At 45.4% G+C, this 14,111-nt stretch carries 16 protein-coding genes and 1 pseudogene; 16 read left to right on the top strand and 1 reads right to left on the bottom strand.

Features of this window, described 5'->3' with window-relative positions; all coding sequences use genetic code 11:
* The first annotated feature begins 6 nt into the window (after positions 1 to 6).
* The 7 genes from rpsK to H70357_RS30570 all read left to right on the top strand — a co-directional run bounded on the left by rpsK (position 7) and on the right by H70357_RS30570 (position 5,179).
* The gene (gene rpsK / locus H70357_RS30600) at positions 7 to 402 is read left to right on the top strand and encodes a 30S ribosomal protein S11 (protein ID WP_020427052.1); all 396 of its coding nucleotides are present in this window, start codon (positions 7 to 9) and stop codon (positions 400 to 402) included.
* 131 nt (positions 403 to 533) lie between these two features.
* Complete coding sequence (locus H70357_RS30595) at positions 534 to 1,478, top strand: DNA-directed RNA polymerase subunit alpha (RefSeq protein ID WP_036680585.1); 945 nt, start codon at positions 534 to 536, stop codon at positions 1,476 to 1,478.
* A gap of 42 nt (positions 1,479 to 1,520) precedes the next feature.
* A complete protein-coding gene (gene rplQ / locus H70357_RS30590) occupies positions 1,521 to 1,886 on the top strand; it encodes a 50S ribosomal protein L17 (protein ID WP_019908254.1) in 366 nt (121 codons plus the stop codon).
* Between the two features lie 206 nt (positions 1,887 to 2,092).
* Complete coding sequence (truA, locus tag H70357_RS30585; RefSeq protein ID WP_038597040.1) at positions 2,093 to 2,872, top strand: tRNA pseudouridine(38-40) synthase TruA; 780 nt, start codon at positions 2,093 to 2,095, stop codon at positions 2,870 to 2,872.
* Between the two features lie 236 nt (positions 2,873 to 3,108).
* The gene (gene rplM, locus H70357_RS30580) at positions 3,109 to 3,546 is read left to right on the top strand and encodes a 50S ribosomal protein L13 (protein WP_038597038.1); all 438 of its coding nucleotides are present in this window, start codon (positions 3,109 to 3,111) and stop codon (positions 3,544 to 3,546) included.
* 20 nt (positions 3,547 to 3,566) lie between these two features.
* Positions 3,567 to 3,959, top strand: coding sequence for a 30S ribosomal protein S9 (rpsI, locus tag H70357_RS30575; protein WP_025706574.1), 393 nt, complete (start codon positions 3,567 to 3,569; stop codon positions 3,957 to 3,959).
* Positions 3,960 to 4,459: 500 nt separating this feature from the next.
* Positions 4,460 to 5,179, top strand: coding sequence for a Pr6Pr family membrane protein (locus H70357_RS30570; RefSeq protein WP_038597034.1), 720 nt, complete (start codon positions 4,460 to 4,462; stop codon positions 5,177 to 5,179).
* A gap of 251 nt (positions 5,180 to 5,430) precedes the next feature.
* On the opposite strand, the pseudogene H70357_RS36820 reads toward H70357_RS30570, so the two are convergent.
* A pseudogene (locus H70357_RS36820) lies at positions 5,431 to 5,580 on the bottom strand (IS701 family transposase); the annotation flags it as partial.
* Between the two features lie 371 nt (positions 5,581 to 5,951).
* Between H70357_RS36820 and H70357_RS30565 the strand changes: the two are divergent.
* The 9 genes from H70357_RS30565 to H70357_RS30530 all read left to right on the top strand — a co-directional run bounded on the left by H70357_RS30565 (position 5,952) and on the right by H70357_RS30530 (position 13,992).
* Positions 5,952 to 6,863, top strand: a complete 912-nt coding sequence (locus H70357_RS30565; RefSeq protein ID WP_231578342.1) for an ABC transporter permease — start codon at positions 5,952 to 5,954, stop codon at positions 6,861 to 6,863.
* A gap of 11 nt (positions 6,864 to 6,874) precedes the next feature.
* The gene (locus H70357_RS30560) at positions 6,875 to 7,759 is read left to right on the top strand and encodes a carbohydrate ABC transporter permease (protein ID WP_038597029.1); all 885 of its coding nucleotides are present in this window, start codon (positions 6,875 to 6,877) and stop codon (positions 7,757 to 7,759) included.
* Positions 7,760 to 7,817: 58 nt separating this feature from the next.
* A complete protein-coding gene (locus H70357_RS30555; RefSeq protein ID WP_038597027.1) occupies positions 7,818 to 9,341 on the top strand; it encodes an ABC transporter substrate-binding protein in 1,524 nt (507 codons plus the stop codon).
* Between the two features lie 51 nt (positions 9,342 to 9,392).
* Positions 9,393 to 10,211 (top strand): metallophosphoesterase family protein, encoded by an 819-nt coding sequence (locus H70357_RS30550; RefSeq protein ID WP_038597023.1) that lies wholly within the window; start codon positions 9,393 to 9,395, stop codon positions 10,209 to 10,211.
* A gap of 21 nt (positions 10,212 to 10,232) precedes the next feature.
* On the top strand, positions 10,233 to 11,024 hold the full coding sequence (locus tag H70357_RS30545; protein WP_052092344.1) for a tyrosine-protein phosphatase: 792 nt from the start codon (positions 10,233 to 10,235) through the stop codon (positions 11,022 to 11,024).
* A 162-nt stretch (positions 11,025 to 11,186) separates the two neighbouring features.
* A complete protein-coding gene (locus H70357_RS30540; protein WP_038597021.1) occupies positions 11,187 to 11,831 on the top strand; it encodes a TetR/AcrR family transcriptional regulator in 645 nt (214 codons plus the stop codon).
* Between the two features lie 196 nt (positions 11,832 to 12,027).
* Positions 12,028 to 12,159: a hypothetical protein gene (locus H70357_RS36935; protein ID WP_269322432.1), complete on the top strand. Its 132-nt coding sequence runs from the start codon at positions 12,028 to 12,030 to the stop codon at positions 12,157 to 12,159.
* Between the two features lie 169 nt (positions 12,160 to 12,328).
* Entirely contained in the window at positions 12,329 to 12,976 is a 648-nt protein-coding gene (locus H70357_RS30535) for an SGNH/GDSL hydrolase family protein (RefSeq protein ID WP_038597019.1), read from the top strand.
* Between the two features lie 2 nt (positions 12,977 to 12,978).
* Positions 12,979 to 13,992 carry an alpha/beta hydrolase gene (locus H70357_RS30530; RefSeq protein ID WP_038597017.1) on the top strand — a complete coding sequence of 338 codons (1,014 nt, stop codon included), beginning with the start codon at positions 12,979 to 12,981 and terminating at the stop codon, positions 13,990 to 13,992.
* Positions 13,993 to 14,111 lie beyond the last annotated feature (119 nt).

Below are 14,111 nucleotides of genomic sequence, written 5' to 3'. Positions count from 1 at the left end.
GAGACAATGGCTAAACCGAAAAAAGTCGTACGTACCAAACGTCGCGACCGGAAGAATATCGAGAGCGGCGTGGCACATATTCGTTCCACGTTCAACAACACTATCGTTACGATCACGGATCCTCACGGAAATGCAATTTCCTGGGCTAGCTCCGGCGGTCAAGGATTCAAAGGTTCCCGTAAATCGACTCCATTTGCAGCGCAGATGGCAGCCGAAACTGCTGCTAAAGCAGCGATGGAACACGGCATGAAGTCCGTTGAAGTTATGGTTAAAGGACCGGGCGCGGGCCGCGAAGCAGCCATCCGTTCCCTTCAAGCCGCAGGGCTTGAAGTAAACCTCATTAAAGACGTAACTCCGGTTCCTCACAATGGATGCCGTCCGCCGAAACGTCGTCGCGTATAGTGAAATCAGAATTGTGATTGTGGTATAATTCTGACGCATCTGCTAATAATAGGTGTTTAGGCATACTACATGATGCACCTGATGGGGTGACAGTTTCATATAGGAGCGACGTTTGAAGGAGGGGTACACTCGTGATAGAAATCGAAAAGCCGAAGATTGAGACCGTAGAAGCCAATGATGAAGGAACCTATGGGAAATTCGTAGTTGAACCGCTGGAACGTGGATATGGCACGACTCTGGGGAACTCGCTTCGCCGGATTCTGCTTTCCTCCCTTCCGGGAGCCGCAGTAACATCGGTCCAAATTGACGGCGTTTTGCATGAGTTCTCGACCGTTCCTGGCGTAATGGAAGATGTGACGGAAATCATTCTGAACCTTAAAGCTCTTTCTCTGAAGATCCATTCAGATGAAGAGAAAGTGTTCGAGATTGATGCTGAGGGTGAAGGCATCGTTACCGCAGGTGATATCCGTGCGGATAGCGATGTTGAGATCCTCAATCCGGATCTTCATATTGCAACGCTGGGACCTGGCGCGAGACTTCACATGCGTATTTTTGCAGGCCGTGGTCGCGGCTATGTCCAAGCAGACCGGAACAAACGCGACGACCAGCCAATCGGTGTTATTCCGGTTGACTCCATCTACACTCCTATTTCCCGCGTGAATTACGGCATTGATAACACTCGTGTCGGTCAAGTGACGAACTATGACAAGTTGACGCTGGAAATTTGGACAGATGGCAGTATCAGACCGGAAGAGGCTGTAAGCCTCGGAGCCAAAATTTTGAACGAGCACCTCGTATTGTTCGTAGGACTTACGGACGAAGCGAAAGACGCCGAAATTATGGTTGAAAAAGAAGAAGACAAAAAAGAAAAAGTGCTTGAGATGACAATCGAAGAACTTGATCTTTCTGTCCGTTCCTACAACTGCCTCAAACGTGCCGGTATTAATACCGTACAAGAGCTGACTACGAAAACTGAAGAAGATATGATGAAGGTTCGTAACTTGGGCCGCAAATCTTTGGAAGAAGTTCAAGAGAAGCTCGAGGAACTTGGTTTGGGTCTCCGCACAGAAGAATAGTTAACAGATTGCTTGAGTACTTGAGTGAAGGAGGGAAAACAAATGGCATACCAAAAATTGGGCCGTGATTCCAGTGCGCGTAAAGCGTTGTTCCGCGACATGGTAACGGATCTGTTCCTTTACGAGCGCATCCAGACAACGGAAGCCAAAGCGAAGGAAGTTCGTTCCATCGCTGAGAAACTGATCACTAAAGCGAAAAAGGGCGATCTTCATGCTCGTCGTCAAGTAGCTGCATTTGTCCGTCGTGAAACTGTTGACGGTGAACAAGATGCAATCCAAAAACTGTTCTCTGATATTGCTCCTCGTTACACAGAGCGTCCAGGCGGATACACTCGTATCCTGAAGCTGGGACCTCGCCGTGGCGATGCTGCGCCTATGGTTTATCTTGAACTGGTAGACCGCGCGTAGTAACGCAAGTAATGATTTCCGGAATTATCCCTTTCCCCCATGATCCTCGGAGCATGGGTAGGAAAGTATTAAACGTTATTGTGCTGCAGGGGCGATAAGGCCCTGCCGTACAACTAACCGCGGGAATCACCTTGTATAGAGTAGAAGGAGCTCCCGCCGGGGCTCTTTTTTTTTGAAAACCAAGTATGGACTGACAGGAGAACGGAATGCGCAATCTATTGATGAAAGTCAATTATGACGGGACCCATTATGATGGCTTTCAGACCCAGCCTCAGGGCAATACGATTCAGGACCGGCTGGAACAGGCCATACTCCATCTGACGGGCGAGGCGCTCAAGATAACCGCCTCTGGACGGACAGACGCGGGTGTGCATGCTTATGGACAGCCGTTTAACTTCATGACCTCCTCTCAAATCCCGCTTGAACGCTGGTGTCTGGCCCTGAATGCCCGGTTGCCGCAAGATATCGTGGTTACCGAGGCGAGGGAGGTTCCGCTATCGTTCCACTCTCGTAGAGGAGCAAAGCGCAAAACCTATCGGTACACAATTAATGGCAACCGGTTTCCGGATCCGTTTCAGCGGCGCTGGCAGCATCACCACCCGGTGAAGCTCGATATACCGGCTATGCAGAAAGGTCTTACACATTTACTGGGTACCCATGACTTCACCTCGTTCGCATCACGGAAGTCCACGAAGACTTCCCATGTCCGGACGATCTTTGAGGCTCATATGGAGATTGACCGCAGTATGTGTCGACCTGACTCGGTAGACCAGGGTGTCATTCACACTTATATTACGGGCAGCGGATTTCTGCAGCATATGGTTCGCATTATTATGGGAACGCTGATTCATGTGGGTGAGGGCAAATACCATGCGGATAAGGTTGCGGATATCCTAGCCGCATGCGATCGGGCGGCGGCAGGACCAACGGCCGTATCTAAGGGCTTGGCGCTGTGGAGTGTTGAATATGACGAGGGTGGAATTTAGGCGAGAGCGTTCTATACTTTTTTTAGAAAAATTATAGTCAATAAGCTTAAAAATCACTTGCACTTGTCATGTTTATGCTGTAATATAAAAGTTGTGTTTTCTTGATGGCTATCCCACAGCCCCGATCAAGAAGATGCCGACAAATAAGCTTTTTTTAACTCACATAATTGTAATCCAATGAGAAACAAGATATACGAAACAGATGATTTTCGTACGAGAACAAGGAGGAAACATTCATGCGTACCACCTATATGGCGAAACCAAACGAAGTTGAACGCACTTGGCACATTATTGATGCCGAAGGCAAGACACTTGGTCGTTTGGCCAGCGAAGCCGCTGCATTGATCCGTGGCAAACACAAACCGCAATTCACTCCACATGTTGATACTGGAGATTTCGTAATTGTTATCAACGCTGAGAAGATTCACCTGACAGGCAAGAAAATGCAAAACAAGAAATACTACCGTCACTCGATGCACCCAGGTGGCTTGAAAGTCACTGTTGCAGAAGACCTGATCAAGACTAAACCTGAACGCATGATCGAATTTGCAGTTCACGGTATGATTCCTAAGACTCGTCAAGGGGATCACATGAAGCTGAGATTGAAAGTCTATGCAGGCGCCGAGCATCCACATGCAGCACAAAAACCTGAAGTTTACGAACTTCGCGGATAAGAATAGAGGAGGACAGTTTCATGGCACAAGTACAATACTATGGGACAGGTCGTCGTAAACATTCGGTAGCACGTGTTCGCCTTGTACCGGGTGAAGGACGCATTGTCATTAACAAACGCGAGATGGACGAATATTTCGGTGTGGAAACATTGAAGATGATCGTGAAACAACCTTTGAACCTGACTGAAACACTGGGCAACTACGATGTAATCGTTCTTGCACATGGTGGCGGCATTTCTGGTCAAGCTGGAGCAATCCGTCACGGGATCTCCCGTGCATTGCTCAAAGTGGACCCTGAATACCGCGGCGCCCTTAAGAAAGCCGGCTTCCTGACTCGTGACCCACGTATGAAGGAACGTAAGAAATACGGCCTCAAGGCTGCACGTCGTGCGCCTCAGTTCTCGAAACGTTAAGAACCGCATTACATCAAGGATTTCAGCCCTTGGCCTTTATGGTCAGGGGCTTTGATTTTGCCCTCTGAATCATACGTGACCATATTTTGACCATATATTATTCATTTGAGTGAAGAGTGACCACATTTGAGCCGGTGATCGGTGGATCAGATTCCATGAATTTTTCAAACCGATTCGCTTTGATCTCTTTAACAGTTTTCAGCACATGTGTCTCCTTGTGTAGATTGGGGTTGTGGTGACTACTTTTTACCACAAGGAGCGCGCTTTGTCTCTATTTTTTTTTGATTTTTACAGTTTTCTGGAAGCGAAATTACTCATTTATAGTTCATTAGTGTTAGGAGGTCCTAACATGAGCAATAACCAATTGGAAGAAAGATGTACATCCCTCAAACTATTTTATCAGCATTTCGACCTGTGTCAGTATAATGCTCTTAATATAATTGCGGGCCAAATGCACAGAACTGTGAAGAATTTCAGAAAAACAAAAGGGGTATGGAATCATGATTCATGACCGCAGATTTGCATTTATTTTTAGATTGTTCGCATTAGTCTTCACATTTTCAGGTTTATTGGGTGCCTTAGGCGCTTTTCAAGGCAAGTTTGAACTCGATAAATTGATGTTTTATACCGTACAAAGCAATGCTCTGGGCGTTATTCTCTTTTTGATTTTGGTAATAAAAACAGTGAGAGAATGGCGAAGTAAAGGGGCTTTTGGGAATAACGGATATTATCCTTCTTTCGAAATGGTCTGTATGATTGACTTATTGCTTACTTTGTTAGTTTATTGGGTTATCCTTGTACCAGTTGGTTTTTCAATGAACGACGAATATACCCCATGGCGATTTAACAATGTGGTCGTTCATTTAATTACCCCTCTTTTATGTTTAATAGATTATATTTTGTTTGTGGGTTCACGAAGCTTAAAATACAGATACATTTATTGTGTTTTGATTTTCCCACTGGCATATGTTCCATTTGTTTATATAGCAGGACTTTTTGGCTACGTTTACTATACTTTGCCCAATGGGACAAAAGTGAGCAATCCATATTTTTTTATGGACTACAGCAGGATTGGGTATAAGGCATTTTTAAATATATTAATCCTGGTTATTTTTTTCTTAATTCTTGCACATATTGCATATTTTCTTGATCGAAAAGTTCGAAAACCCGTTTTCCCTCGCAATAGCAAAGAGTATAAAATATCCAAAGAAAATAATTGAAAATATTTGAGCCACAGAAACGAGGCAATACGTCAACAATATATCGATGGCTCAACGATAGATGAACTCTCTGATCAATTCTGTCTTTCCAACGATCGTATTAAAAAGATCATTTATTCAAAAATATAAGTCATAGAAATCACATCAGTATCTTATGATGTGATTTTTTGTGTTGTAATAAATGATTCTGAATTATCTTTTATATATTTTGTAAACTTAAGTTCGTCCAAGTTACGTGTAGGTCAATCCGAATGAATCAAGGATCGGTCTGAACAACCGAGAACGGTAGCCTGCACCTGATGCCCCCAGACCACCTTGCCCAGCAGATGAGAGTGATGAAAACCGGCGTGCTTGATAGAAAAACGGGCCTGTGACGAAGGCTTTGTTTTCTGAGCAATCGTTATTCGAGATTCTTCCTGTATATTCTCCTTTTACAGCATCAAAATAAATTTTTGTTAATTCACCCTCGGAAAGTCCTACGACTCCAATGAATGTCTTGAGTTATCTCTTGTTAATAAAAAGTGATAACCTTTCGCCCAATCCTTCCCCGGTTGTCATATCACCAAAATGGGGGCTGAGATTCTTTTAATGGATCATTCTAAAACACATTTACAAAACCTTAACCCTAGGTTGATCTTTCGTTAATAAATGGGTTGTACACTTAGGGTGTTTACTGGTGGTACATTAATAGTTCCTCATGGTAAACAGGTGGTGAAATTGAATTCCAATATTGGAGGAAAGGGTCTGTTTCATGACACAACTAGGATTAAACATGAGAATCAAAAGGGCAAGGAAATACGGCGTACTCTTCTTGATGATGATACCCGGAATAGCTTATTTAATCATCAACAACTACTTGCCACTGTTCGGAATCATTATCGCGTTCAAAGATTACAACTATTCGCAAGGTATATTCGGAAGCGACTGGTCTGGACTGAAAAATTTCGAGTACCTGTTCAAAACGACAGACGCTTTTATCATTACGAGAAACACGATTTTGTATAATGGCGCTTTTATCGTGCTGAATCTCGTCATCGGAGTCGGAGTTGCTATTTTGCTCAATGAAGTGAAGGCTCGTTTTTTTTCGCGGTTTTATCAGACGGTTCTATTATTGCCGTACCTGATTTCCATGGTCATTGTCGGTTACCTCGTATTCGCTTTACTGAGCCTGGAGACCGGATTTATAAATAAAACGGTCTTGCCTCTTTTGGGTCTTTCCGAGATTTCGTGGTATAGCGAGGCGAAATACTGGCCGTATATTTTGACGATCGTACACATTTGGAAAAGTGCCGGTTACTTGTGCGTCATTTATCTGGCGGCGATCATCGGTATCGATAAAGAGTATTACGAAGCTGCTGAAATTGACGGTGCAGGAAAATTGCAGCAAATAAGGAGCATTACGATTCCTCTCCTTATTCCGGTCATCACGGTTATGACGCTGCTTCAGATTGGGCGTATTTTCTACTCTGACTTTGGGTTGTTTTACCAGGTTCCCCTGAACGCGGGCGCTCTGCAATCGACAACAAACGTAATTGACACCTACGTTTACCGTTCCCTATTGATGCTTGGTGATATGGGCATGTCATCGGCTGCAGGACTCTATCAATCGTTGGTCGGCTGCGTGCTTGTATTCTTGTCAAACTACATCGTCAGAAAAATAAACAAAGATAACGCCATATTCTAGGGGGACTTGTTTTGAAACAGAAATATCGGGCGTGGCAAATCATCGTAAACACCATGATGCTTATGGTAACGATAATATGCCTTCTTCCACTCATTCTGCTAGTAACTTCTTCGTTTACCGACGAAGAGACTATTTACCGTAACGGATATGCCATCATTCCGGAGAAATTCAGCTTGGCCGCTTATCAATTTATATGGAACGATAGCGAGCGGATTTTGCATGCTTACGGCATTACAGTTGCCATTACTTTGATCGGAACGACTTGCGGCTTATTCATCATTGCGCTTCTTGCCTATCCGTTGTCTCGTAGAGATATGCCATCTAACGGTTTTTGGTCACTGTTCGTTTTTTTCACGATGCTGTTCAACGGCGGGCTGGTACCGACGTACATGGTATACACGCAATTGTTTGACTTGAAAAATACGCTGATGGCGTTGATCATCCCCTCATTACTCATGAATGCATTTTTCGTCATGCTGATGAGAACGTTTTTCCTGACCTCTATCCCAGCTGCAGTCATCGAATCTGCGAAAATCGATGGCGCGGGAGAATTCCGCATATTCGTCAGGATCGTACTGCCTCTCTCGCTGCCCATTCTGGCGACCGTCGGATTGTTCCAGACTATTCATTATTGGAACGATTGGTTTAACGGGATGGTTTATGTTACAGACGACAAGCTGTACAGCCTGCAGAATTTGCTTAACCGAATTTTGCTTGATATTCAGTTTTTGTCCAGCTCGAATTTTGGCAGTCAGACCGAGCTGTCAGCCAATACTCCGACGGAATCCGTACGCATGGCATTGGCCGTAATAGGCGTCCTTCCGATACTGATCGCTTATCCGTTCTTCCAGAAATTCTTCGTAAAAGGACTTACAGTCGGAGCGGTAAAAGGGTAAGGCTATTTCCGGTATTTAGCCGGTTAGTAAAAAAAAATCACAGAAGGCAGGTTCAAAAATGAAAAGAAAAAGCTTCATAATGATGCTAACGATCGTACTCTCGACAGTCATGCTATTGGCGGGATGTGGCGACAAGAACGGGAACAGCACAGCCAGCCCGTCCGAGACAGCAGGTTCTACCGGTACGACGGGCAAAGATCTGAAGCCGTATGAGGTGGTCATCGCGTTCTATGGCAACGAACAAAAAGATATGCAAGCTGTGCAGGACGAAATGAGCAAAATAACCAAGGAAAAATTCAATGCTACTGTCAAGCTTTTACCTATCGGAGTCAGTGCATGGGCGCAGCAAACCAACCTGATGCTTGCAAGCAACGAGAAAGTCGACCTTATGTTCACCTCACCTCTGTTCAACTACGCCACACAGGTGGCAAAGGGACAGCTTCACTCGCTGGACGAAATGCTGGATAAATACGGGGCTGGCATAAGGCAATCATTGGAGCCTTATCAACTCGCGGCTTCCAAAATCAACGGTCAGCACTACGCGGTTCCCAATGTGAGAGATATGGCAGCCTATTATGGTCTTATGATGCGTAAAGATCTCGTGGACAAATATCATATCGATATAAGCAAAATCAAGACGATTAACGACTTGGATGCCGTCTTCCAAACGATCAAGGAGAACGAGCCGGAGGTCATGCCGCTTGTCGCCAAAAATCCGGGAACAGCACCCTTTACCGCTGGCTATTCAACATTCGATGCGCTCGGCGATTCCATCGGCGTACTTCCCAATTATGACAATGGCATGCAGGTCGTCAATTGGTTCGAAACCAAAGAATATGCGGACCAGTTAACTATTCTGAGAAGATGGTATCAAGCCGGATATTTGCTGAAGGATGCCGCAACGGGCAAGCAGGACGGCAGGGAGTTGGTGAAGGCGGGCAAAGCGTTTTCCTTCCTTTCGAACATGGGTCCCGGTTCAGATGCGGAAAGCTCCAGAAAGCTGGGCATGGAAATGATTTCGGTTCCGCTGACGCCAACGTATACCACAACCGATCTGATCACAGCCTTGATGTGGTCTATTCCAAAAAACTCGGAGGATCCGGAAAGAACGATGATGGTGCTGGACATGCTTTATTCCGACAAGGATTTCTACAATTTGTTCGCTTGGGGCATCGAAGGCAAACATTACGTGAAGAAGTCGGACAACGTTATCGATTTTCCGTCAGGGGTCGATATCAAGAATGTTGGCTATAATTTCGGTACGCCTTATATGTTCGGCAATGAATTCCTGTCTTATACATGGTCAACCCAAGACCCTGACACTTTTAAAAAGTTAGATGAATTCAATAAAACCGCTAAGCAGTCAAAAGCGCTGGGATTTAATTTCAACGTTGAGAATGTGAAGACGGAAATGGCTACGGTAAGCAGCGTGAGGTCCGAATTCCGCCTGGGGCTGGAGACGGGTACACTTGACCCTGCCAAGGAATTGCCGAAGTTCAACGAGAAGCTCAAAGCGGCTGGCATCGACAAGATCATTGCGGAAAAACAAAGGCAGCTTGACGAATGGGCGAAGAATAAGTAATCCAAAATCCGTGTTTAAGCGACAAAACGATAAAGAAGGGAAGTATCAAACATGAAATTCGTACACCTTACCGACACCCATCTCAATGCTCCAGGGAGAAACAACCAATTCCCCAATGCCAATCATTTTGAGAAGGTAAAGCAAACCTTCCGTCATATTCGCGAAACCGGAGTTAACCCGGAGTTTGTTCTGATCACAGGAGATCTTGTACATGAAGGCGACGCGGAGGATTACTCCTTCGTTCGATCTCTATTCGACGAAGCTTCCGAGCAACTCAAAGTACCGGTTTATGTATTACTCGGCAATCATGACCATCTCCCGGCATTCCGTCAAGGCTATCTAGGTGAGTTGCCCGCAGAAGAACCTTATTATTATGTTCAAGACATCAATGGTTTGCGTCTGATCTGTTTGAATTCCCAAATCCCCGGTCAGCCTGGTGGACAAATCGACGAAGTGCAATTGACATGGCTGGAGAACCAGCTTCAAACGCCGGCGCCTAAGGGCACCATCATCGCCCTCCATCATCCGTTGTTCGACCTCGGCGGTTCTGCAGCAAAAGGAATGCTCGTCGATAATCGCGATCAGGTCGCACACGTAATCTCCGGGAAGGACGTGATCGGTATATTTGCAGGTCACATTCATTCCAACTATTCCGGGACTTATCAGGGTATCTTCCACGCCGCGGCTGCAGGCACCGCTTTCTCTGCGGAGGTGGAAGAAGGCATGGAACATTATCAATTTCTCGATACTTGCGGATACAATATCATCACGATAAGCGAAAAAGGAATTGCGGTTAAAGCAGTCGAACTCCCGCGTTCGCGTGCCGAATACATGCGAATTTCGGTTGCTAGCTTTACCCCCAAAGCTTAATCATTGGAGGATAACGATAAGATGAATTCACAACAACTTTGGCACGATCTTGAGCGCAGAACGAACCTTCGTCAGCTTGGGGGGTACCGTACTTCCGACGGAAAAACAATCAAGTCCGGTCTGTTGTTTCGTTCCGGCCAATTGTCGGAATTAAATGCAGACGATCTCGAGATGCTTCGAACGTTGGATTTGCGCTATATTTTCGATTTCCGCACGGACAGCGAGCAACAATTGAAGCCGAACCCGGTGATCATCGGTGCCGAGAACGTCAGCCTCCCCGCTTTAGGCGGGGCTGTCAATCCACAGGAATTGCTGCCCTACATTCGGAGCATGGGCGAGGCTGCCAAGCAGGGCGGCCTGCTTATAGGGGCTTACAAGCAATTTGTCTCCAACGACGCAGCACAGAAAGCCTACCGCCGGTTTTTTGAAGGGCTCCTGGAGACAGAAGGAAAACCGCTGCTTTGGCATTGTGCGGCGGGTAAAGATCGGACGGGGTTCGCCGCGGCGATCTTGTTGCTCGCGCTCGACGTACCACGGGAAACGGTTATGGATGATTATTTAAGAAGCAATCGTAATCGCATCGAAGCGAATAATCAATGGGTGGACGCGATTCGCCAGAAGATTGGTGACGTGGAAGAGCTCGGCGTGTTCAGGGAAATGATGAGCGTGGATGCTGTTTATTTACAAGAGGCACTTAATGAAGCGGAAGAACGCTACGGAACATTAAATGCGTACATGGAATCAGTGCTCGGACTAACCGCTGAACGTCGGGAACAATTTAAAAAAATCTATTTGGAACAGGCTCTCGTCTGATTTATGGGTGGATGCTTCTCTCTAATCGGAGAGAGCATCTTTTTTTATTGTCATATGGGGAAGTGTTGCAGCTATATTTACAAATTATTAATGACTTCATTGTTTTAATATTCATGCTATCACATGTTATAATAATAATTTATTGAGGGGAGGTTAACGTGTTTGAACGATCAGTGGAAAGAGCAATTGGAATTACACAGAACCAAGCGACGCGAAGTCATTATTATGGAAGCGAAACGATTGTTTTTGGAAAAAGGATTGTCTGCAGTAACCTTAAAGGAGATCGTAGAAGCTTGCGGAATTAGTAAGGTTACCTACTATAAATATTTTCGGTCGCTGGATGAAATTATATTTGAAGTACAAATGGATATGTTAAAAAGTTTTATGAAGGAAATTAACGCTGTTCCTCTGAAAGGGGACTGCGGATTTGAGAAGTTGACCAATTTGTTAGCTAGAACGATGGAGGTAAGTCAACTTCATAGCTCTTACATCCGATTTATTGCCGCTTTTGATCATTATTACACAGAGAGTTACCCTACAACGGAATTGGAAGAAAGGTTTCGCATGTTCGTGCAAAGAGGTCAGCCCTTTTATGTTCTTATCCAGGAAGGAATAAAGGACGGATCCATACGATTGGATATTGATGCCAAGGTTTTAACCTATACCCTTAGCAATATGTTTTTGGCTACGTTACAGCGTCTAACGGTTAGAGGGAAATTGCTTCATCAGGACCAAGGCGTAGATCCGGCAATCATTATGAAACAAGCAATAGAAGTGATGCTGGCCTATCTGAAACCCATTAAATAAATAGGTGAATTACGATTAGAAGAAGTCCTTGCTGTGGGGGCTTCTTTTTTATTAACCTTCTTCATAATTTCTTTACGTAAAATTGATAAATTGATAACAAGCAGAATATACAATATAAGTGTCTACTATAGGTAAACATACACTTATTATAAGTTAATAGATAATAACTAAAGTAGATTGTATGGAGGAGAGAGATATGAATAACAAATTATCTACCTTAGTGCAAAAAATGAGATTGGAAGAAAAAGCATCCTTGCTAAACGGAAAAGATTCCTGGAGTACGGCTCCGATTGAACGTTTCGGCATTCGTGGGGCTGTACTTCAATGATATTCCTTTAAAAAGGCTCTTGGCTATGGGGATAATGAATGAGAGCTCGTTGGACGAAGTTATAGCTAAAATTAATGATGCTTTAGAAAAAATCGATCACAGCCCAAAGTGACAATTAAAGTTAAAAGAGTAGTCAAAGGTTGACATATTATTTTGGAGGTAATTAAAGATGACCGACACGAGAACGATCTTATGCTTCGGGGATTCAAATACATGGGGAGCCGATCCGCAGAATCGAGGAGTTCGGTTTCCGGCGGATGTTCGGTGGACGGGCGTACTGCGTAAGGAACTGGGAGACGGCTACGACATTGTTGAGGAAGGCTTGCCCGGGAGGACGACAGTGTGGACGGATCCGATCGATGGAATCATGAGCGGAAAAGAGTACTTGACGTCCTGCCTGCTGTCTCACAGGCCGCTTGATCTTGTCGTGATCATGCTCGGAACGAATGATTTGAAAGAGCGGTTTTCCGTCTCTGCGCTGGATATCGCGATGAGCACCCTGTCGCTTGCCGGGCTCGTAAAAACGACTTTTTCAAGGCCGGGGATTACGATAGTCCCTCAGGTTCTGATTCTAGTTCCGCCGCCAATCAAGGAAACCGGATTATTCGCAGGCATGTTCAAGGGCGGGGAAGGGAAGTCCAAACAATTGGGCGAGGCATTCGCAATGCTTAGTCCTTATACCGACGCATCTATCATGGATGCTTCGACCGTGATCGTTTCCAGTGATGCAGACGGCATTCATTTCGAAGCAGAACAACACCGGAAGCTCGGAAGTGCTGTTGCGGAAAAAATAAAAAGAATGTTGGTGGAGTTATAACAATGAACATTCCTTTGTGGGACGACCAACCCGCATTGCAGGGATTCAACGAAGGTTGTCCCAGCTTAACACCGTACTTGCTGGAAGGGGAAGGACCGTTTCCTGCCATCATCGTTTGTCCTGGCGGAGGCTATACGCATCGGGCCGGTCATGAAGGCGAGCCTGTCGCCAGGTGGTTGAACGCGATCGGCATTTCGGCATTTGTCCTTCATTATAGGGTTACTCCGGCACAATATCCGAGCCAGCTTCATGATGCTCAGCGGGCCATACGAACGATCAGGCACAGAGGGACGGAATGGAATATTGATCCCCAGCGAATCGGTATGCTGGGATTTTCAGCCGGAGGGCATCTTGCTTCGATGGCAGGTACGAGTTTTGACAACGGCAATCCGCAAGCCAATGATCCGATCGAACGATACAGCAGCCGTCCCGATGCGCTCGTGCTCTGTTATCCTCTCATTACGATGGGCGAATTTACGAATGCATCGTGCAAATCGGTATTGATGGGGGATCGGCAGAACGACTGTGCTCTGATCGAACTGTTATCAAGTGAAAAGCAAGTAACGGAGGAAACACCGCCGGTTTTTATGTGGATCACGGCAGACGATCCGGTTGTTCAGGCTGAGAATTGTTTAATGTTCGCGGCAGCGCTCAGGAAGTTTAGGGTTTCTTTCGAAATGCATCTTTTTGAAAGTGGTCCTCATGGACTCGGACTGGCCGGCGGCGATCGGGAAGCGCAAGCATGGACAAAGCTGTGCGAGGCATGGTTGAAATCAAGGGATTTTCTCTTTGTAGAACAAGTGATTGACGAGTATACAACAGTAGGCCAGTTGCTGGCCGATGATTGCAGCAAACCCGTATTGGAGCGGTATCTTCCGGATCTTTTGGCATCGCCGAAGATCGACTATATCAAAGCGTTTTCGTTGAAGTCGCTGTTCAATTTATCCGATCCGATGTTTACGGACGAGAAAATGGCAGCCATCTTAAAAGACTTGAAATCGAGCGCAAAAAAATAACAACGAAGTGCATAGGCATAAAGGTTCACTTTTTAGAAAGCGCGGAAAGTTTGGATGGCTGAACAAATTTCGCGACCATATTTTGACCATATTTGAATCGGAATTATTCGGAACTTATC

Source organism: Paenibacillus sp. FSL H7-0357, from assembly GCF_000758525.1.
Classification (GTDB): Bacteria; Bacillota; Bacilli; order Paenibacillales; family Paenibacillaceae; genus Paenibacillus_AQ.
The sequence above is the reverse complement of the archived record's forward strand: the minus strand, read 5'-3'. Positions and strand labels throughout refer to the sequence as shown.